The sequence below is a fragment of the Allobosea lathyri genome, from assembly GCF_900108245.1.
Lineage (GTDB): Bacteria > Pseudomonadota > Alphaproteobacteria > Rhizobiales > Beijerinckiaceae > Allobosea > Allobosea lathyri.
Genome location: NZ_FNUY01000013.1, coordinates 95,307 through 116,338, shown reverse-complemented (window position 1 = coordinate 116,338; position 21,032 = coordinate 95,307). Strand labels below are relative to the sequence as shown.

Here is a 21,032-nt window from a genome sequence, read left to right as displayed (position 1 = left end):
AGCCGCCGGGATCCGCTTGACAACACGCTGGCTGGATTTATATCCAACTGGTCGGATATAAATAAGGACGAAGCATGGGCCGCCACCGGGTCATCGATCGCGAGGCTGTTCTGGACGCTGCCGAGAGGGTGGTGAGCCGGGATGGAGCGGTGCGCCTGACCCTCGACGCCGTAGCCACCGAGGCCGGCATCAGCAAGGCCAGCGTCCTCTACGACTACAAGACCAAACAGGCCCTGACCAAGGCCGTGATCGAGCGTCGCGTTGCGGTCGAGGAGGCGCGTGTGCAGGAGCAGATCGCGAATCTCGGGCCGGTCGACAATGCGCAGATCCTGGGTTGTCTTGCGGCGGCGTCCCGCCCCGTTTCGGACGATGAGCGCGCTGTCGCCATCAGCCTCTGCGCCGCGCTTGCCCATGATGCGGAACTGCGCCAGCCGATCCAGAAGATCCACCGCGAGCGGATCGATGAAATTCGCAGAACTTCCACCGATCCACGTGGTGCGATGCTCGCTTTCCTCGCGGTGGAAGGACTGATGCTGCTGGAATGGTTCGGGCTGCACTCATGGCCTGCCGCCGAGCGCGAACAGCTCACCGCGGATATCGCCTGGCTCGTTGCCCAGAGCCCGAGCGGACCGAGCGCCGGCTGAACGCCGCCGTCCTCGCTTTCGCCCTCTCAAACTCATGACAATGTCGACCCGGAAGTCCCTGATGACCTTTTCACTTTCTGCGACCGGCCGCGCTCTGGCCCTTGGCCTTCTCGTGCTGGTAGGAGCCTGCACCGAGGACAAAAAGGCGGCCAGCAATGCGCCAAAGGCGCCACCGCCGGCCACCGAGGTCGGCATCGTCGTCGCCAGGCCGGAGACGCTGCCCGTCACCAACAACCTGCCGGGCCGGATCGCAGCCACCCGGATCGCCGAGGTGCGTCCGCGTGTTTCGGGGATCGTGGTCGAGCGCGTTTTCCAGCAGGGCAGCATCGTCAAGGAGGGCGACGTGCTCTACCGGATCGATCCGGCGCCGTTCAGGGTGCGGGTCGAAAGCGCGGCGGCCACGCTGAAGCGCGCCCAGGCGACCCATTTGCAGGCGCGCCAGCAGTCGGACCGGATCGTCGAGCTGCGCGAGCGCAACGTCGCCAGTGTCCAGCAGCAGGAAAGCGCGACGGCCGCTCTGGCGCAGGCGGATGCCGACGTGGCGGTAGCGCAGGCCGGCCTGACCTCCGCGCAGCTCGATCTGCAATATTCCGAGGTCAAGGCGCCGATCAGCGGCCGCATCGGCCGGGCATTGATCACGGAAGGCGCGCTCGTCGGCAACAATGCGGCCGATAATCTGGCGACCATCCAGCAGCTCGACCCTGTCTATGCGGACTTCACCCAGTCGGCGGGGGATCTTTTGGCCCTGCGGCGGGCGCTCAAGCTGGGAGCGTTGACCGGTTCCGATCCCGGCGCGGCCAATGTCCGCCTGCTGTTCGACGACGGCAGCGAGTACAAGCATCCCGGCCGGCTGCTGTTCTCCGAAGCCACTGTCGACGCGACCACGGGACAGGTGACATTGCGTGGCGAGTTCCCCAATTCCGATGGCGACCTGCTGCCGGGAATGTATGTCCGCGTCGTGATCGAACAGGGCATGCAGAGCAATGCGATCGCCGTTCCGCAGCAGGCCATCCAGCGCGACGGCAGCGGGCAGGCGCAGCTCTACATCGTCAAGCCGGACGGCACGCTCGAACTGCGCCCCGTCAAGGCCGGCCGCACCGTCGACCACCGCGTGGTGATCGACGATGGGCTGAAGGCCGATGAGCACGTCATGGTCGAGGGCTTCCAGAAGATTCGCCCCGGCGCGCGGTTCACCGGCAAGCCGTGGCGGCAGGACCCCGCCAGCACGGGCGCGTCCGCGCCTGCCGCCACAACCGGCAAGCAGGGCTGATCACGATGCCGAGTTTCTTCATTGACCGCCCCATCTTCGCGTGGGTCGTCGCGATCTTCATCATGCTCGCGGGCGTCATCACCCTTCCGATGCTGCCGATCGCGCAGTATCCGAATGTCGCGCCGCCGACGATCACGATCGGGACGAACTTCCCTGGCGCCTCGCCCGAGGAAATCTATCAGAGCGTCACGCGCCCGATCGAGGAAGAGCTGAACGGCGTGCCGGGGCTGCTCTACTTCGAGTCCACCTCGGAGTCGAACGGCCGCATCAACCTCACCGTCACCTTCAACCCGGGCACCGTCATCGGCGAAGCCCAGGTCGAGGTGCAGAACCGCATTCGCCGCGTTGAGCCCCGCCTGCCGCAATCGGTCGTGCAGCAGGGCATGCGCGTCGAGCAGGCCGGCTCCGGCTTCCTGATGTTCGTTACCCTGACGTCGGAGGACGGCAAGCTCGATGCGGTCGGCCTCGGCGACTATCTCAGCCGCAACGTCGTCGGCGAAATCCGCCGTGTTCCCGGCGTCGGCAGCGCGACGCTGTTTGCGACCCAGCGCTCGATGCGGATCTGGATGGATCCGGAGAAGATGCTCGGGCTCGGCCTGACGTCGAACGACGTCATCGCAGCCGTCCGGGCGCAGAACGCGCAGGTCGCGGCAGGCCGCATCGGCGCCCAGCCCAATCCGATCACCCAGCAGACCTCGGCCAGCGTTCTGGTGCGCGGCCAGCTGGTATCGCCCGAGGAGTTCGGGGCGATCGTGCTGCGCGCCAATACGGACGGCTCATCGGTGCGTCTGCGCGATGTCGCTCGCATCGAGGTCGGCGGCGAATCCTATAACTTCTCGACACGTCTGAACGGTCAGGCCAGCGCCGGCGTCGGCGTCCAGCTTGCCGCGACCGGCAACGCGCTCGCCACCGCCAACGCCGTGCGCGCCAAGATGGACGAGCTCGCCCGCTTCTTCCCGGCCGGGCTGAAGCATGACGTGCCCTACGACACCTCGCCCTTCGTTCAGGTCTCGATCGAGAAGGTGCTGCACACGCTGCTCGAGGCGATGGTGCTCGTCTTCATCGTCATGTTCCTGTTCCTGCAGAACTTCCGATACACGGTCATTCCGACGCTGGTGGTGCCGGTCGCGCTGCTCGGCACCTGTGCGGTGATGTTTGCCGCCGGCTTCTCCATCAACGTGCTCACCATGTTCGCGATGGTGCTGGCGATCGGCATCCTCGTCGATGATGCCATCGTCGTCGTCGAGAATGTCGAGCGCATCATGGCCGAGGAAGGGCTTTCGCCCAAGGAGGCCACGCGCAAGGCGATGACGCAGATCACCGGCGCCATCATCGGCATCACGCTGGTGTTGACCGCGGTGTTCGTGCCGATGGCCTTCTTCCCCGGCGCGGTCGGCATCATCTACCAGCAGTTCAGCCTGACCATGGTCGTCTCGATCCTGTTCTCGGGCTTCCTCGCGCTGACGCTGACGCCGGCGCTCTGCGCCACCTTCCTCAAGCCGATCGCGCATGGTCACCACGAGAAGAAGGGTTTCTTCGGCTGGTTCAACCGCAATTTCGACAAGGCCTCGCGCGGCTATGGCGGCATGGTCGGCGCCGTCACGCGCCGGCCCAGCCGCTACATGGTGATCTATCTCGCTTTGCTGGTCGGTTTGGGCTGGAGCTTCATGCGCCTGCCCTCGGCCTTCCTGCCGAACGAGGATCAGGGCTATCTGCTGGTCGACGTGCAGGCGCCGCCTGAAGCGAGCGCCAACCGCACGCTCGACGTCATCAAGCAGATCGAGAAGATCGCGCTGGCGGAGCCTGCCGTCTTCAAGATGCTCGGCATCGCCGGCTACAGCTTCGCCGGTGCAGGCGAGAACGCGGCACTGGCCTTCATCACCCTGAAGGACTGGAACGAGCGCGGCGCCAACGATTCCGCCGCGGCGATCTCCGCCCGCATCAACGGCAAGCTGATGCAGATCAAGGACGCGCAGACCTTCGCGCTGTCCCCGCCGCCGATCCAGGGGCTGGGCAATTCGAGCGGCTTCACCTTCCGCCTGCAGGATCGCGCGGGTCTGGGCCAGCAGGCGCTCGCGGCCGCGCGCACGCAGTTGATGAGCGCTGCGGCGCAGAGCCCCGTGCTCGCCGGCCTGCGCGTCGAAGGTCTCGCCGACGCTGCCCAGGTCAGCCTGGTCATCGACCGCGAGAAGGCGAACACCTTCGGCGTCGCCTTTGCCGACATCAACCAGACGATCTCGGCCAATCTCGGCTCGTCCTATGTCAACGACTTCCCGAATTCGGGAAGAATGCAACGCGTCACCGTGCAGGCCGATGCGGGCCAGCGCATGCAGACCGGCGATCTGCTGCGCCTGAACGTGCGCAACGTCCATGGCGGCATGGTGCCCTTTTCCGCCTTCGCCACCATCGAATGGCAGAAGGGCCCGACCCAGGTCGTCGGCTATAACGGCTATCCGGCGGTGCGCATCGCCGGCCAGGCCGCGCCGGGCTACTCCTCGGGCGCGGCGATCGCCGAGATGCAGCGGCTGGCGCGCGACCTGCCGTCGGGGTTCGGCTATGAATGGACGGGGCAGTCGCTTCAGGAAATCCAGTCCGGATCGCAGGCGCCGTTCCTGATCGGCCTCAGCATCCTCCTCGTCTTCCTGCTGCTGGCGGCGCTCTATGAAAGCTGGTCGATCCCGCTTTCGGTGATCATGGTCGTACCGCTGGGCGTCATCGGCTCGGTCGCGGCGGTGACGCTGCGCGGCATGCCCAACGACGTCTACTTCATGGTCGGCCTGATCGCGATCATCGGGCTTTCGGCCAAGAACGCGATCCTGATCATCGAGTTCGCCAAGGATCTGCGCGCCGAGGGCAAGCCGTTGCGGGAGGCCACGATCGAGGCGGCGCAGCTGCGCTTCCGCCCGATCTTGATGACGTCGCTCGCCTTCACGCTCGGCGTCGTGCCGCTGGCGATCGCGTCGGGCGCCAGCGCCGCGAGCCAGAACGCGATCGGCACCGGCGTTCTCGGCGGCATGATTTCGGCGACGATCCTGGCGATCTTCTTCGTGCCGGCCTTCTTCGTCTTCGTGATGAACCTGTTCGGCCGCCGCGAGGATGCTGGTCGAACTTCGGCTGTCGCGCCCTCGGACGCAAAGCTTGCGGAACATGAGAAGGTCTGAGGCTCGTCAAAAACCGAGCACGGTATCAATGCGATGGAGCATTTTGCTGACTCAGGCATTGAGCTGATTTCCGCAGCCGCCTAGGCTTGGCAGGTGACAACTCTTCTTCCCGCCTGGCACCTGCTCGAGCCGCAATCCGTCAAGGCTCTCCTGGAGCCTCCAGCCGGCGTTCCGAAGGCGCTTGCGCTCGTGCCGGCCAGGATCGCTCCCGAAGTCGCGCTTCAGGCCCCGATGATCGTGGCCGCGAGGCTTCTGCTGGAGCGGGTTCAGGAGGGCGCGGGCCTGATTTTGACGAAGGCCGGCTTTCTCAAGCGGGCCGATGTCTGGGAGGTCTTCGACCGGACCGAATGGCCCGGCCTGAGCAAGGCGCACACCCTTGCCATGAACAAGGTCCTCAACGAGCAGGACGCCTTCGGCGTGCTGTTCACGCGGATCGTCCTGCAGAGCGCCGGGCTCCTCAGGAAGCGCGGCGGCGTGCTGCGGGCAAGCAAGGTCGGCAAGTCGCTGCTGGAGCCCGAAGCCGCGCCGGCCTTGCTCTCCCTTCTGTTCGAGTCGGCGTTCTGGAAGACAAACCTGCAGGATTTCGATCGCAATCCGCTGGAGTTCTGGCCGCAGCACCATATGGGGCTGGTGCTGTGGAGCCTCTCGGTCGCCGCTCATGACTGGTCCCGCGCGAGCACGCTTGTCGAAAGCTGCACGTTGATGGAGACGATCGGCGATCCGATCGCGCCGGACTATCCTGAATTCGCGCTGATCACCCGCGCGCTCAGGCCCCTGACATGGCTGGGGCTGCTGGAGGTGAGGGAGGCCGGAACGCGCTCCGACGATGATGTGCAGGAATATCGGAAAACGCCGCTCTTCGACCAGTTGTTGAGCTTCGACGTGCGGCTGCGGGAGGCGGAAGGTCCGCTTCAGTGAGGCGGGGCGCATGCCGGCGGATTTGCACGCCCTGCACGGAATTGAATGTCCCGCACGGAATTGAATGCAGGCGCTGAGGTCGCTACGGACACGTATGATTGAAGCCCTGCCTCCCGACCGAACCGTCTCCGACAAGCCGCTTCAGCGGGCTGATGTGGAATCCCTGGCCAGGCAGGGGACGCCCTGTCATCTGACCGCTTGCGATCTCGACGAAACGGACCTGTCCGGCCTCGATCTGTCGGGATGGGTGTTCGAGCGCTGCAGCCTGAAGCGCGCGAAGCTCAAGGGCGCGAAGCTCGAACGGACGCAGTGGCTGGGATGCCGTGCGGCCTTCGCCGATTTCATGGGCGCCGATCTCACGGAAAGCCGGTTTCAATCCGGCGATTTCAACAATGCGAGCCTGCGCCGGACGACGCTCGTCTCGGCCTCGTTCAAGGGCAGCAAGCTCACCGGCGTGGATTTCTCCGAGGCGAGGGCGCTGAACGCGCAATTCGAGGAGGTGCTCCTCATCAACGCGAAACTCCCCTCGTTCGGATTTCGCAAGACGACGCTTGCGAGGATCGATTTCAGCCAGGCCGATCTCCGCAAATGCGATTTCCGTGATTCGGTCTTCGAGGATTGCAATCTGCGGGATACCACCCTGACCGGCTGCCGTTTTGAGGGGGCCGACCTGCGCGGCGCCGATCTCGGCGGGCTGCGAATGGTCGACGCCGCGCTCTTTCGCGGCGCAACGATTTCCCGGCAGCAGGCGGGGCAACTGCTCGCCGAACTCGGGCTTAAAGTCCGGTAGCGTCAGCTAACCGGCTCGCAGAGCTTGTTCAGCATCGCTGCAGGATCCGCGAGCTTCACCCATCAGCCATGGTGCGGCCCTGCTCGGCTCAGCAGCCAGATGAGATAGGGGCCGCCGATCAGCGCGGCGAACAGGCCGACCGGGACCTGATAGGGAAAGGCCACCACGCGCGAGAGCCAGTCCGCCAGCACCATCGTCGCGCAGCCGATCAGCACGGCAGCCGCCAGCTGGTGGCGGCCATGCGCAAAACCCGCAAGCCGGGCGAGGTGGGGGGCGATCAGCCCGATCAGGCTGAGCGGCCCTATCAGCAGCGAGGCAAGACCGGTGAGCACGGCGGCGAAGGTTGCGAGCGTCAGCCGGCTTGCCCGTCGCGACAGGCCGATGCTGCCGCTCATGCCCTCGCCGAGCGGCAGGATGTCGAGCCAGCGCGAGAACAGGAACAGTGGCGAGATCAGCGCGAGACAGGCGACAACGCCCGTCCAGGCCTCGAAATCGCCGACCCGATTGGTCGAGCCCGACATCCAGAGCAACAGCGCGTAGGAGCGCATGTCGCCTTGCGCGAGCACGGTCGAGACGATCGCCATGCACAAAGCTCCCATGGCGACGCCGGCCAGCAGCAGGCGCGTCGGGCCAAAGCCGGGACGCGACGCAAGCAGCAGCATCGCCAGGATGACCGCGAGCGATCCCGCGACCGCGCCCAGCAACAGATGGAGCGGCTCCATGCCCGGCGTAAGCATCAACATGACAGCCAGTCCGACACCGCCGCCAGCGCTGACGCCGAGGACCTCGGGTCCTGCGAGCGGGTTGGCGGTCAGCCGTTGCATCAGCGTGCCGGCCGCGCCCAGCATGGCGCCCGCCGTGCCGGCCGCGACGATGCGTGGCGCGCGGAAGGGCAGGAGGTCGAGGAACAGCGAGCCGGTGGCCAGGTTCCAGCCGTCCGGACCGCGCCCCGCAACCAGCGCCAGGATGGCGAGCAGGGCCGCGACGAGAGCAAGGCCGGCGGCAGCCAGCCACGGCCGAGCGATGCGGCGCAGCGGGCCATGCGGAAGATTGGCCTGGGGCGGAATTGTCAGCGGAACGCGCCTGAGCATCCAAAGCAGGATCGGCCCGCCGAGCAGCGCGGTGGCCGCGCCCGTCGGAGCAAGATCGGCGGTGCCTGAGCCGAGGAGTTGCACCGCGCTGTCCGTCAGCGACAACAGGATGGCACCGATGAAGGGCGAGGCGATCAGGACGTCGCGCATCCGGCGCGCACCGGCAAAACGCGCCAGCGCGGGGGCCGCGAGGCCGACAAAGCCGATGACGCCGACCTCGGCGGTGACGGTCGCCGCTAGCCAGACCGCGATGGCGAGCACGAGAAAGCGCGCGCTGTGCAAGGCAAGGCCGAGGCTGCGCGCGCCGCTATCGTCGAGACCCAGCAAGGCCAGAGGCCGCAACAGCAATGCCGCGGCGATGCAGCCGAGGATGAGGCGCGGGCCGAGCGCGATCGCGGCATCCCAGCTCTGCTGGTTCAGCGAGCCCGCGCCCCAGATGAACAGCGACAGCACATACTCGCCCTTGGCGAGGATCACGGTCGCGCTCAGCGCCGCCGCCACCAGCGACAGCACCATGCCCGAGAGCACGACAGTGACCGGATCGAGCCCACGGCGCCAGCTCAGCGCCAGCACGATGGTGACCGCCGCGATGCCGCCGCCAAAGGCCACGCCTTCGCGGGAGAACGCGATCAGGGCCGGCGCATAGGCGGTCGCGATGGTGAGCGCCAGCTGCGCGCCCGATGCGATGCCGAGCGTGGATGGATCGGCGATCGGATTCCGCAGGACGCGCTGGAGCAGGGCGCCCGACAGGCCAAGCGCCGCCCCGCAAAGCAGCGCCGTGACGAAACGCGGCACGAGGCTGTGCCAGAGCAGGATGCGCTCCAGCACGAGCGTCACGGCAGGGTCGCCAGCCAGCGGCGGGCGTGTCGCGATCACCGCCGCGAAGAGCAGCGCGATGGCGAGGACTGGCAGGAACCAGATTGCCGCGATGCGCGGTGTCGGAACGACGCTAGCCACGCCCGCTCGCTCCGGCATGGCCAAGCGCTTCGGTCAGCAGCCGCGCGAAGCGGCGCGCGGCGGGCAGGGCGCCATAGGGATTGATCGAGCCCAGCGTCAGCAGGCGGCCTTGCCGGACATTGGGCAGCGCGTTCCAGAAAACGCTCCCGGCGAGAATTCGCATCGCATCCGGCGGGACCGGCGGAATCAGGACGATCCAGGCTTCCGGCACGCGCGCCAATGCCTCCAGCCCGACGGGGGCCATCGCCGAATAGCTGGTCGCCTCGGTCCAGGCATTGGCGATGCCGAGCCGCGCCAGCGCCTCGCCGAACATGCTGTCGGCGCCGAAGACGCGGAAATGGCGGGCATCGCCGAGATTGATCGGGATGACCGGCCGGCCGTCGAGCCTGCCGAGTTTGGCGCGCAGGGTCGCGAATTCGGCGTGGGTCTCGGCGAGATAGCGCTCTGCGGCCTCGGAAACGCCAAGCCGCTCTCCGATAGCGCGCGTCATCGTCTCCGACGCTGCGAAGGGCTGCACGCCGCGCGCATAGATCGAGAAACTCTCGAGCGGGGCGATGCGGCGCATGCGCGGCTCGGACGAAACATAGAAGCTCGAGCTGAAGATCAGGTCGGGACGCGCCAGCCGCAGCATCTCGAAATTCACGGTGCCGCGCAGCCCGAGATCCGCGACCCCCGCGGGAACCTCCGGCTCGACCGCGACCTCGCGGAATTGCAGCAATTCGGTCGCCGCCACTGGCGTTACCCCCAATGCCAGCAAGGTCTCAAGCACGGCCCAGTCGACAGTCGCAACGCGCAAGGCGGCCGCTTGGGCAGGCGAGGCCGCAGCCACGCCCGCCAGCAGCGCCAGCGCATGGCGCCGCGTGAAGAGGCAGGTCGGGCTCAAAGCATGTACCCGATCGTGCCGCCCCGCGTCGGATGCGGAAGCACGCCCATGGGCACGCCATAGATCTCGCCGAGAACCTCAGGCTGCATGATCGCCTCGACAGGTCCTTGCGCGACGAGCCGCCCGGCTCGCAGCGCGATGATGTCGTCGCAGTTGCGGGCGGCGAGGTTGATGTCGTGGAGCACGACGACCACGGTGACGCCACGCTCCAGGCAGGTTTCGCGCACCAAAGCGAGCATCGCCGCCTCATGCGCCACGTCCAGCGCCGAGGTCGGTTCGTCCAGCAGGATGCAGCGGGTCGTCTGGGCCAGCATCAGCGCGAGCCAGACCTTCTGGCGTTCGCCGCCCGAGAGGGTGTCGACCGCGCGGTCGGCGAAGGCGCCGAGATTGGTGCGGGCGATGGCGCGCTCGACATGCTCGCCATCCTCCGTTGTGAAGCGCCCAAGCGTGCCATGCCAGGGAAAGCGGCCGAGCGCGACGAGCTCGCGCACCGACATGCCCTCGGCCGGCGGCGTGAACTGCGGCATATAGGCGACGTTGCGGGCGAAGTCGCGGTCGCGCCAGTGCGCCAGCGACATGCCGTCGAAGCGCAAGCTCCCGCCGCTCGGCGCCAGCTGGCGCGCCAGCATCTTGACCAGCGTGCTCTTGCCCGAGCCGTTGGGGCCGATCAGGCCATGGATCCGGCCGGGCTCCAGCGTCAGCGACAGCGGGTGCAGGATGTCGCGGCCGGGAACCGAGAAGCTGAGGTCAGTGAGATCGAAACGGGGAGCGGTCACGGGGTTCTGCCGGCTTGTGAAAGATATCGAGGCCGCAGCATGGGCCACGGCCTCGATATCCGGGGTTGTCGCCCGAATGCTACCACTTGTAGTTGGCCGATAGCGTGACCGTGCGGGCATCGCCATAGCCACAGCCGGAGATGCCCTGGCAGCTCTTGACGTATTCCTTGTCGAACAGGTTTGTCACGTTGAGCGCCACGCCCCAGTCGCCGATCTTGTAACGGATCGCCGCATCGACGAGCGTGACGGCGGGCACCTTCAACGTGTTCTCGTTGTCGACCCAGGATTGGCCGACATAGCGCACGCCGCCGCCAAGGCTCACGCCTTTCAGCAGACCCTCGGAGAAGGTGTAGTCGACCCAACCGGAGGCGGTGACCTCCGGCACGATCTGGGGCGTCCTGCCGACATAAAGCGGGCGAGAATCCTTGGTGGTTTCGAGATCGAAAGCGGTGAAGGCGGCCAGCACCTTGAGATTCTCGGTGATGTTGGCCTTGGCCTCGAATTCGAAGCCGGTCGAGGTGACCTCGCCGAGCTGCTGCTGGGCGAAGGGATTGACCACGGTCGGGGCGGGGTTGAGTACGTTCTGCTTCACGAGACGGAACGCGGATGCCGTGAACAGCGCGTCCATGAAGGCCGGCTTGTATTTGATGCCCGCCTCGAACTGATGCCCGGTTTCAGGCTGGAAGGGCTGCGCGGCTCCGCCGGTCAGGTTCGGGTTGGCGTCGAAGACCGGGTTGAAGAAGCTCGCCGCGCTGACATAGGGGGTCACGCCGTTGGCGAATTCATAGGCGAGCCCGGCGCGGCCGCTGAAGGCGACCTCGGTCTTCTCATAGCTCGGCGAGAACAGCAGGCCGGGCGCGCTGACCGATTTCTTGTCCACATAGTCGTAGCGCCCGTTCAGGGTCACGAGCCAGCCGCCGCCGAAGCGGATCTGGTCCTGCGCGTAGAAGCCCAGCTGCTGCTGTTTCAGATTCTGGTCGAGATAGACGGAGGAAGGTCCCTGCGGCGCGCCATAGACCGGGTTGGTCACGCTGATCGTCGTGGCGCCGCCCGATGCCTGGGTGTGGTCGATGTTGAAATATTTATAGTCGGCCCCGAGCAACAGCGAGTGGTTGAGCGCGCCGGTGCCGAAGCTGCGCTCCAGGCGGTTGTCGATGGTGAAGGTGTTGACCTCGCTGCGCTCCTGGAAGCCGATGCGATAGAGCTGGTTGTCCGGCCCCACCGGCAGGAAGCCGTTGCCGAATGGCGAGCCCGGCCCGGCATAGCCATAGCCATAGGGGCCGAGCTGCGAGCCCTTCATGCGGCCATAGCGCGCGTTCTGGGTGAAGGTCCACGTATCGAACTGGTGCTGGAACTCATAGCCCACCATCGCCTGCGTGCGCTTCTGGCTGTCGATGTCGGGTTCGCCGAGGAAAGCCTTGCGCGGGATCCTGCCGAAGGGCGCGTTCACGACCGTGCCGACATAGGGCAGGAAGCCGCCGCCGACATGGATCTGGTCGAGGGCCTGATACATGCCGAATGCCGTGAAGCGTGTCGCGCCCGTCGGCTGATAGGTGATCTGCGGCATGATCACGCCGCGAAAATCCTTCGCGACATCGGTGTACTGGTCGCCGCCGCTGATGCGCCCGGTCAGCCGCGTGCTCCACAGGCCCTGCTTGTCGCTGACGCCGATATCGACATCCGTATAGGCATTGCCCCAATTGTTGATGCCGGCTTCGATCGAGCCGAAAGTCTTGCCGTTGGGGCGCTTGCTGACGAGGTTGACGATGCCGCCTGGATTGCCGCCGCCATAGAGGGCCGAAGAGGGGCCCTTGAGCACCTCGACGCGCTCGAGCAGGACGGGATCGATCTGGAAGCCGCCGAAGCCATAGGCGAAGAGCGAGAGGCCATCGAGGAAGACGCCGTTCTGTGTCGCCTGGAAACCCCGGATGAAGAACCAGTCCGTGTCGGGGTCCGGTCCGAAGGCCTGGGCGGTGACGCCGGCCGTGTAGCGCAGCGCCTCGTCGACCTTCTGCGCCTTCCGGTCATCGATCTCCTCGCGGCCGATCACCGAGACGGATTGCGGAATAGCGGTGATGGGCGTGTTCGATTTAGAGCCGGTGGCCGAGCGCTGGGCGACATAGCCGCGAACCGGGCCCCCGGCGACCTCGCCCTGTCCCTCGACGACGATCGTCTCGAGCTGGACAGAGGTTTCAGGCGCAGGAGAGGACTGGGCAGCCGAAGGCTGGGAAAATGCCGCCGGTCCGTACAGCAAGGCGGCAATCGACGCGGTCGAGGCAAGAATAAATCTGGCATTCATTATTCTGCGATAGCACATTTTTATGCTCGATCTGAATAAAGGGCGCTATCTCAGAATTGTTCAAATTTAGAACGGTTCAAAACACGCCTCATCAAGGATGCGCGCTGATAACAGCTTGGTTCAGGCGTGGATTGATCGTTTCTGTTGCGTGTTGAACGTTCCTGGGTGCTGGCGTATCATTGCTTGCCGATAGTTGCATTTTCACCGCTTCGCCCACCGCGGCGGGCCAGGAGATGGCCGATGACGTTCCAGCCGCGCATGACGTCGCTTCGCGAGGGCGTGACCGTCATCGGAGCGCTGAAATGGCGCGCCTTCAACGGCGTGGTCGCTGATCTCTGGCATGCAGAATGCGGGACTGGCGCGCGGGGCGAGTACGTTTCGGAGCATCCGCGCCTGTTCATCGTGCTCGACAAGATCGGCGGCGAGTTCGAGACGAGGCTTCGCCCGGATATGCCCGGCCCGACGAGCCATGAGCGCGACGGCTCCATAACCTATATGCCCGCCGGCGTACCGATCTGGGGCCGGACCCGGCAGAGGATGCAGATCAGACATCTCGATCTGCATTTCGACCCGGCGGAGGTGAGCGAGCGCCTGTCCGAGCGCTTCGATGCGAGCCTTTTGGCCGAGCCGAAGATCATGTTCTCGAACGAGCGCATCCTTGCTCTCGCGCGCCTGATCGCAGCGGAGTGCGCCGAGCCCGATGCGCGCCATGACCTCTATGGCGACGGGTTGACGCTGGCCGTGCTGATCGACCTGTTTCAGATCGGCCGCAAACAGCCGCGCAAGCGTTCGCCCCTGACGACATGGCAGCTAAGGCGCGTGACCGACTATATGTCCGCCCATTGCGACGACAACATCCGGCTGCAGGATCTGGCTGCCCTGGTCGACCTTTCGCAATCCCATTTCAGCCATGCCTTCAAGGCCTCGACCGGCGTGCCGCCGCATCAATGGCAGTTGCAGGCGCGGGTGCGCCGGGGGCAGGAGATGCTGGTCGCGGGCGATCGCACCTTGACCGAGATCGCGGTCGAGGCCGGATTTTCCGACCAGGCCCATTTCACCCGCGTCTTCAGGCGCGTGGTCGGGGAGACGCCGGCCGCCTGGCAGCGCTCGCAAAGGGCGTGAGGTTCACGCCGCGCCAGCGCCTTTTCGTGCGGCGGCCGTAGTGGCGATCATCCTGACCGTGGCGATGACCGCCAGCGCCGAAATCGCCGTCGCGATCGAGAACAGCCAGCCATAGCCGAGCGTATCGGCGAGCTTGCCGGCCATCATCGAACCCGCGAGATAGACCAGCAGCTGGGCGCAGGCCAGGATGGTGAAATCGGTGCCGGGCTGCTCCGAGGTCGTCACCGCCATGAACAGCGAATAGAGCGCGACGATTTCCATATAGCGGATCAGCGTCTGGAAGCCCGCCGCTCCGAACAGCGGCCAGGCGCCCGTGACGACGCCGAGCGCGTGGCCGGCGAAGAGCAGGAAACAGAAGGTGCGCAAGCCCCCGAGCAGGGCAAGCACGAAGGCAAGCCCGCGCGTCCTGACCATCCAGGCCGCCAGGATCGAGCCGCCAAGCCCCGCCGTCGTCGCCGCGATGCCGGAGAGGTAGCCGATCTGGTTCAGCGGAATGCCGGCATCGACGAGATATGAGCCCTCCATCGCCTTCACCAGCCCCTCGCTGGCGCGGTAGATCAGGGCGATCCAGAGGATCTGCCGTGCCTCCGGCCGCCTGAGGAAGGCGCGGATCGAAGGTCGCTTGGCGGCGGGATCGGGAACCGGATCGTCCTCTCGCATCAGCGCTGCCGCGACGAGCGGCAGGAGGGAGATGATCGCGATGGTGACCAGCATGCCGGTCCAGCCGATGTAATGGTACAGCACCAGTCCCAGCGTGCCGCCGATGACGACGCCAAAGGCGATCGAGCCGCCCTGGATGGCGTTCCCGATCGGCCTGTCGGCTTCCGGCAGGTATTTCGCCGCATAGCCGTCGGTCGCGATGTCCTGCGTCGAGATCAGCAGCGAGGCAACAAAGCCGATGGCGATGATCCAGCCGACCTGCGTTGGCCCGACCGCGATCAGGGCCAGAATGGTCGCGATCACGCCGATCTGGGTGATGAAGACCCAGCCGGCGCGATGGGCCCGCGCGAACGGCCGGATACGGTCGATCCAGGGCGCCCAGATGAATTTGAGCACCAGCGGCAGCAGCAGGATGCTCATATAGCCGATCGCGGTGCGCGAGACGCCGACCTCGCGCATGATCGGGGGGAGGGCGGCGACAAACAGATAGGACGGGATCGACTGCGCCAGATAAAGCCCGCCGAGCACCGCAAAGAGCCGGTTGCGCATGATCGTCTTGCCCGGCTGAGCGGGGGAGGTCACTGAGACGCTCATGCCAGTCCTTCTCTCATGTCATGTCCTTCTTATGCCCAAGCAGGAAGGCACGCCCGACCGCCTCCTCCCGTTCCGCGCAGATCGGGAAGGGCCAGAGCTTCCTGAAGGTTTCGGCCGTGCGTTCGCTGGCGTCGGGCCTCACGATGGCGCAGGCGCGGCAATGCTGGCTGAACCGTACCCGCGTGGCCTTGAACCAGAGCGCCTGTTCGCGCTCGCCGGCCGGCGAGAGTCCGCGCCCGCCGCCGAAGACGGTGAGGAGCAGAAACGGCTCCTCACGGCGGCCGATCTCTGCGAGCGCGTCGAGATAGGCGCGCTCGTCCTCCGCTTCGTAAGGCGGCATGAAGCGCAGCGTCACGATCGCGTCCGCGTCGATGTCGAGGCTGACCACGGCTCAGAAGGTCTTCTTGAAGCCGACCGTGACGGTCCGGCCCCAGGCATAATTGTCGAGATTGCGCACCGAGGTCGCCGTGGGGTTCTGATAGGCCCGGTCGAACAGGTTGTTCACCGCGACATAGGCCTCGCCCGAGAACACTGGCGCTGTCAGCGCCACGTTCATGGTGGCTGCGCCCTTGAGCTTGTAGTGAGTGCCCCGCAGATCGATGGCGACGTCGCGCTCGGAGAAGGCTTCGCCCTCGACCCGGAGTTGCACGCCGTTCACGAAGCGGTAGCTGCCATAGAGCATCCCGCGCCAGGGCGAGCCGATGCGGTTGTTCGGCAGGTCGCTGTCGAGCCGGCCGTCGCCATTGGTATCGTAGCGGCCCTCGCGATAGGACAGGACGGTGCCCATGGTGAACTGCTCGGTGAAGGCGTAGTCGCCGGTCGCCTCGACGCCCCAGATGCGTTCCTTCTGCTGCGACACCGTATTGGTGACGGAATCGAAGGTCACGCCGTCTTCGGACGTGCTGACATAGCCCGACAGCGAGCCCTTGAAGGCGCCGTAGCTGCCGCGCACGCCGAGCTCGTAATTGTTGACGATCTGCGCCTTGGGCGCGATCGAGCTGTAGCTGATCGTGCTGCGGCTGGCGGGCAGGCAGTCAGGCCGCGCCACGGAGCAGGCAAAGGCGGTCGAGATGCCGGCGCGGCGCGTGAAGGCGCCGACATCGGGCAGGGCGAAGCCTTGCGAGAAGCCGCCGAAGACTTCGCTGGATTCGCTCAGCTTGACGGTGGCGCCGAGATTGGCGGTCAGCGCCGAATAGTCGAAATCCCCGCCGATCACATTGAGCGCCGGCAGCACGAAAGGCTGGTAGCCCAGCGCATTATTGGCGGCGACGGCTGCGTAGGCCGCTGGCCGGGTGTAGTTGCTGACCGACAGCCCGAAATGCTCGTAGCGCAGGCCGCCGCGCACCACGATGCGCTCGCCGATCGGGATCTGGAGCTGGCCGAAGCCCGCCGCCGTATTCTGCTTCAGCGGCGTGAACACGTCCTGGCCGCTGGTCAGCGTCTGCCAGGTCTTCTCCTGGATCAGGTCGCCGCCCCAGGTCAGCTTGGCGCCGGGCAGGAACCGGTCGAGCGCCGTGTCGATCGTGACGTTCACGCCGCCGCGCTGGGAATAGAGCGTCGTCTGGTTGGCAGGGCTCGTCGGCGATGCCGGGTTGAAGGAATAATAGACCTGCGAGTTGTAGGGATAGGAGAAGGTCGAGAAATTGAAACGCTTCTTGATGTCGTTGTAGAAGCCCAGCACGCTCAGCTTGCCGAGCGCAAAATCGCTGTCGGTGTAGCGCAGCGAGATCGACTTGGTGTCCTCCAGCACGCTCTGGCCGGTATAGGGCTTCGTCCGGTCTGGGCGCGCGAAGGGCGCGGCGTAGTTGGTCAGGTATTTCGGGTCCTGGTCGAAGGCGATCAGCGAGCCGTTGAGTTCGATGCGCTTGGACGCGTCGAAATCATAACCGAGCTTGGCCAGCAGGTTGCCGGCCTTGTAGCGATCGCCGCCGCCCTGGCCGAGCAGGCCGTCCGAGGGCAATTCACGGCCCGCGCCATCATAAGTGCGGCCTGCGCCCCGAATCTGGCCTGAGAGCAGATAGTCGAAGCCATTGGGCACCTTGCCCGAAACGGTGGCCGAGAGTTCCGGCGCGAGCGAACGGCCGACATTTTGCGTGAAGGCGCGCATGGCCGTGTTGATGGTGACGGTCGGCTTGCCGTCTGTCGCCTTCTTGGTGATGAAATTGACGGTTCCGCCCGTCGCACCCGCTCCATAAAGACTGGAAGCGCCGGACACGACCTCGATGCGCTCGACCGTATTGAGGTCGATCAGCGCCAGGATGCGCGAGACGTCGCGCAAGGGCGTGTTCATCGGCACGCCGTCGATCATGACCAGCAGGTCGCGGCCGCGATAGTTCTCCGAGGCGCTGGAGACCGTCTGCGTCGCTGTCGAATAGCCCGGAACGAGCTTGCCGAGCGCGGCTGCGGCGTTGGGGCTGAACTTGAGCTGCTCCTCGATCTGCTCGCGGTTGAGCACCTGCACGGATTGCGGTGTCTCCGCCGTGCTGCGCTCGGCGCGGGCGGCCGTGACGGTGATGGTGTCGAGGTCGATGACGGCAGGCGCATTGGCTTGGGGCGAAACCTGCGCCACCGCGACCGAGGACACCAGAAGCGCCGTGACGCTGGTGGCGAGGGAGATTGGTCTGATCATGGAGTGCACCTGTCAACGCCGGCTGTTGCATCCGTGAGAGTCGGGCGGAGTTTTTCTCCGTTCGGCCTGCACGTTATTACTTGAGTCTGTCGTGTGTTTCTTGTTTAGAATTATAATAAAGAGGCTATATCTTGTTCATTGCTGCGCTTTGGCATATCTGATGCCTCGCTTGTTCAATTCCTGTATCGATGTCACAGGGATTTAATCTTGGACTTGCGCGAACGGGTCATGGGACTCAGGCGAACCGAAGTGCCGAAAGCGATGGATGTGGCTGTAGCGACACGCTCCCGATCGGGCGTCGCCCGGGGAGGCGACGCCGCGGGGAGCGAAACCTTCTCGCCGTTCTGGCTGGTTTCCAGCATGGTCGAGCGCGAGGAAGCGAGCGCGCTCTCGCACAAGGTCCTGGGCCACGGTGTCGCGCGCGAAGCCGTCGGGGCTGGCCTGTCTTTGCCCTTCGACGCACGCTGCGTGCTGACGACGCGCCCCGATATCGGCCTGATGTCCTGCTTCAGCCCGGCGCCGCGATGGTCATGGCCGCAGGGCGGCGCAGCTTTGCGCGGTGGAGCAGGTCTGCAGAAGGCACCGCGCCATGTCCTGGTGCGGCCGGCCGATGGGCGGGTCGCGATCGAGCAGGCGGGCCGCCGGATCGTGTTGCGCGCGCGGGAGGCCGCCGTCATCTGCGTCGGCTGCGAGACGCAGTTCTCGCTCGTGGAGATCGGCCGCATTGATCTCATCGCTCTGGATGCGACAAGGTTGCCGGCGCTCGACGATGCGCATGATTCTGGCCTGATGCAGGCGATGCCGCGTGGCAATCGCGGTTTGCAGGTGCTGGCGCATTATGGGGCGCTGCTGATGCGGGGCTTGCTGCCGCTCAACTCGGCGGGCCTGCAAAGCCTCGCGATCGGTCATATCCATGATCTCGTCGGCATCATGCTGGCCGAGCGCGATCTTCCTGCCAGCATGCCGGCGATCGATCGGCGTTCCGGGCGGCTGGCCGCCATCAAGGCCGATGTCGAAGCGCGGCTCGAGCGGCGCGATTTGAGCATCGACATGATCGCGGCCCTGCACGGCGTGAGTTCGCGCGCCATCCAGAAGCTGTTCGAGAGCGAGCGGCGGACGTTTTCGGATTATGTGCTGGAGCGGCGGCTCGAGCGGGCCTGGCACCGTCTGGTCACGATCGAGGGGCGGGGGCCGACCATCAGCACGGTCGCCTTCGAGGTCGGCTTCGGCGACCTCTCCTATTTCAACCGCAGCTTTCGCAAGCGCTTTGGCCGATCGCCTTCGCAGGTGAAGGCCGGCGCCCAGCCGGAGCCGGCCTGAGCCTTTTTGCGTTAAACCACCTCACTTCGGAAACTATACCCTTTCGGGAGGCATGGCCGGCGTGTCGTCAACAGTCTGACGCCTTGAGCCCGGAACCTGCTATGAGCCCAGCATGCTGAAAGAGTTCTTCGCCTATTATCGCCCGCATCGGGCCCTGTTCCTGGTCGATTTCGGCTGCGCCGTGCTGTCGGGCCTGCTCGAACTCGGCTTTCCGATGGCGATGAAGGCCTTTGTCGATCTCCTGCTGCCGCGCGGCGACTGGCCGCTGATCATGCTGGCCGGCGCGGTCCTGCTGCTGATCTACACGCTCAATACCGGGCTGATGGCGATCGTGACCTATTGGGGCCATCGGCTGGGCATCAATATCGAGACGGAGATGCGCAGGCGCGCCTTCGATCACCTGCAGAAGCTCTCGTTCCGCTTCTATGACGACCAGAAGACCGGCCATCTCGTCGCGCGCGTCACCAAGGATCTGGAGGAGATCGGCGAGGTCGCCCATCACGGGCCCGAAGACCTGTTCATCGCGATCATGACCTTCCTCGGCGCCTTCGCGCTGATGCTCAGCGTGCATGTGCATCTGGCTTTGATGACCGCGCTGATCGTGCCGCTCGCGGGCTTCATCGTGGCCCGCTATGGCGGCCGCATGACGCGCAACTGGCAGGCGCAATATGGCCGCGTCGGCGCTTTCAATGCGCGGCTGGAGGAGAATATCGGCGGCATGCGTGTCGTCCAGGCCTTCGCCAACGAGGCCCATGAGCGCCGCCTCTTCGCCGGCGACAACAACCGCTACCGTGCCACCAAGCTCGAGGCCTACCGCATCATGGCGGCAAGCCAGGCGCTCAACTATCTCGGCATGCGCCTCGTCCAGCTCGCGGTCATGCTGGGCGGCACCTGGTATGTCGTGCAGGGCACGCTGTCGATCGGCGGTTTCGTCGGCTTCCTCCTGCTGGTCGGCGTATTCTACCGCCCGCTCGACAAGATCGCCGCCGTGATCGAGACCTATCCGAAGGGGATCGCCGGCTTCCGGCGCTATCAGGAGCTGCTCGCGACCGAGCCCGATATCGCCGATGCTCCGGGCGCCATCGACGCGCCGGCCCTGAAGGGCGATATCCGCTTCGAGCAGGTCGGCTTCGGTTATGCGAAGGAGCGTCCCGTGCTGTCGGGCATCGATCTGCGGATCGGGGCGGGGGAAACCATCGCCTTCGTGGGGCCGTCAGGGGCGGGCAAGACCACCTTGCTCTCGTTGCTGCCGCGCTTCTACGAGGTCGATTCCGGCGCCATCACCATCGATGGGCTGGATATCCGCAAGCTGACCCTTGCCTCGCTGCGCCGCAAGATCGGCATCGTGCAGCAGGATGTCTTCCTCTTCGCCGGCACGATCCGCGAGAACATCGCCTATGGCAGGCTCGATGCAAGCGAGGCCGAGATCAACGAGGCGGCGCGCCGCGCCCGTCTGGAGACGATGATCGCCGATCTGCCGGCCGGGCTCGATACGTTGATCGGCGAGCGCGGCGTAAAACTGTCGGGCGGGCAGAAGCAGCGCCTCGCCATCGCCCGCATCTTCCTGAAGAACCCGCCGATCCTGATCCTCGACGAGGCGACCTCGGCGCTCGACACCGAGACCGAACAGGCGATCCAGGCCTCGCTGACCGAACTCGCCCAGGGACGCACGACGCTTGTCATCGCGCACAGGCTGGCGACGATCCGCCATGCCGATCGCATCGTGGTGGTAACCCAGGCCGGCATCGCCGAGCAGGGGCGGCATGACGAACTGGTCCATGCGGGCGGCCCCTATCAGGCGCTGCACGAAGCCCAGGTCGCGCCGTTGCGATTGGCGACAGGAACCGCCGCCGCCGAATAGGCCTGGATGGCCGGCGAGCTCGATCGGCTTGCCCTTGCAGTGGCAATTAATGCCAAA

The 21,032-nt window shown here is 65.8% G+C and carries 15 protein-coding genes; 8 read left to right on the top strand and 7 right to left on the bottom strand.

Translation table 11 applies throughout. From position 1 onward, the window contains the following. Window positions 1-74: 74 nt before the first annotated feature. The 5 genes from C4S73_RS24125 (at window position 75) to C4S73_RS24105 (ending at window position 6,783) form a co-directional block, all read left to right on the top strand. The gene (locus tag C4S73_RS24125) at window positions 75-644 is read left to right on the top strand and encodes a TetR/AcrR family transcriptional regulator (protein WP_103875128.1); all 570 of its coding nucleotides are present in this window, start codon (window positions 75-77) and stop codon (window positions 642-644) included. A 61-nt stretch (window positions 645-705) separates the two neighbouring features. After that, window positions 706-1,914 carry an efflux RND transporter periplasmic adaptor subunit gene (locus tag C4S73_RS24120; RefSeq protein ID WP_103875186.1) on the top strand — a complete coding sequence of 403 codons (1,209 nt, stop codon included), beginning with the start codon at window positions 706-708 and terminating at the stop codon, window positions 1,912-1,914. Between the two features lie 5 nt (window positions 1,915-1,919). Next, window positions 1,920-5,075, top strand: coding sequence for an efflux RND transporter permease subunit (locus C4S73_RS24115; protein WP_103875185.1), 3,156 nt, complete (start codon window positions 1,920-1,922; stop codon window positions 5,073-5,075). Window positions 5,076-5,168: 93 nt separating this feature from the next. Next, window positions 5,169-5,993: a hypothetical protein gene (locus tag C4S73_RS24110; RefSeq protein ID WP_103875127.1), complete on the top strand. Its 825-nt coding sequence runs from the start codon at window positions 5,169-5,171 to the stop codon at window positions 5,991-5,993. 94 nt (window positions 5,994-6,087) lie between these two features. Then, window positions 6,088-6,783, top strand: a complete 696-nt coding sequence (locus C4S73_RS24105; RefSeq protein WP_103875126.1) for a pentapeptide repeat-containing protein — start codon at window positions 6,088-6,090, stop codon at window positions 6,781-6,783. A 62-nt stretch (window positions 6,784-6,845) separates the two neighbouring features. Here the strand turns inward: C4S73_RS24105 and fhuB are convergent, their stop codons facing one another. The 4 genes from fhuB to C4S73_RS24085 form a co-directional block, all read right to left on the bottom strand. Continuing rightward, window positions 6,846-8,849 carry a Fe(3+)-hydroxamate ABC transporter permease FhuB gene (fhuB, locus tag C4S73_RS24100; protein WP_103875125.1) on the bottom strand — a complete coding sequence of 668 codons (2,004 nt, stop codon included), beginning with the start codon at window positions 8,847-8,849 and terminating at the stop codon, window positions 6,846-6,848. Then, the gene (locus C4S73_RS24095; protein WP_103875124.1) at window positions 8,824-9,714 is read right to left on the bottom strand and encodes an ABC transporter substrate-binding protein; all 891 of its coding nucleotides are present in this window, start codon (window positions 9,712-9,714) and stop codon (window positions 8,824-8,826) included. Before C4S73_RS24095 ends, fhuB begins: the two co-directional genes overlap by 26 nt. Further along, on the bottom strand, window positions 9,711-10,490 hold the full coding sequence (locus C4S73_RS24090; protein WP_244595755.1) for an ATP-binding cassette domain-containing protein: 780 nt from the start codon (window positions 10,488-10,490) through the stop codon (window positions 9,711-9,713). The genes C4S73_RS24095 and C4S73_RS24090 overlap by 4 nt, the downstream gene beginning before the upstream one ends. Before the next feature lie 79 nt (window positions 10,491-10,569). Continuing rightward, complete coding sequence (locus tag C4S73_RS24085) at window positions 10,570-12,807, bottom strand: TonB-dependent siderophore receptor (protein WP_103875123.1); 2,238 nt, start codon at window positions 12,805-12,807, stop codon at window positions 10,570-10,572. Window positions 12,808-13,029: 222 nt separating this feature from the next. Between C4S73_RS24085 and C4S73_RS24080 the strand changes: the two genes are divergently transcribed. Next, entirely contained in the window at window positions 13,030-13,911 is an 882-nt protein-coding gene (locus tag C4S73_RS24080; protein WP_103875122.1) for an AraC family transcriptional regulator, read from the top strand. 3 nt (window positions 13,912-13,914) lie between these two features. Here C4S73_RS24080 and C4S73_RS24075 read toward each other — a convergent pair whose 3' ends face one another. Genes C4S73_RS24075 through C4S73_RS24065 form a run of 3 tightly spaced genes read right to left on the bottom strand, consistent with a single transcriptional unit; the run spans window position 13,915 to window position 17,794 of the window. Continuing rightward, window positions 13,915-15,165: an MFS transporter gene (locus C4S73_RS24075; RefSeq protein WP_103875121.1), complete on the bottom strand. Its 1,251-nt coding sequence runs from the start codon at window positions 15,163-15,165 to the stop codon at window positions 13,915-13,917. 13 nt (window positions 15,166-15,178) lie between these two features. Beyond that, a complete protein-coding gene (locus C4S73_RS24070) occupies window positions 15,179-15,553 on the bottom strand; it encodes a hypothetical protein (protein ID WP_103875120.1) in 375 nt (124 codons plus the stop codon). A 3-nt stretch (window positions 15,554-15,556) separates the two neighbouring features. Next, window positions 15,557-17,794 carry a TonB-dependent receptor gene (locus tag C4S73_RS24065; RefSeq protein WP_103875119.1) on the bottom strand — a complete coding sequence of 746 codons (2,238 nt, stop codon included), beginning with the start codon at window positions 17,792-17,794 and terminating at the stop codon, window positions 15,557-15,559. A gap of 228 nt (window positions 17,795-18,022) precedes the next feature. Between C4S73_RS24065 and C4S73_RS24060 the strand changes: the two genes are divergently transcribed. Both C4S73_RS24060 and C4S73_RS24055 read left to right on the top strand, forming a co-directional pair. After that, entirely contained in the window at window positions 18,023-19,114 is a 1,092-nt protein-coding gene (locus tag C4S73_RS24060; RefSeq protein ID WP_103875118.1) for a helix-turn-helix transcriptional regulator, read from the top strand. Window positions 19,115-19,226: 112 nt separating this feature from the next. Continuing rightward, window positions 19,227-20,975 carry an ABC transporter ATP-binding protein gene (locus C4S73_RS24055; protein ID WP_103875117.1) on the top strand — a complete coding sequence of 583 codons (1,749 nt, stop codon included), beginning with the start codon at window positions 19,227-19,229 and terminating at the stop codon, window positions 20,973-20,975. Window positions 20,976-21,032: the final 57 nt, after the last annotated feature.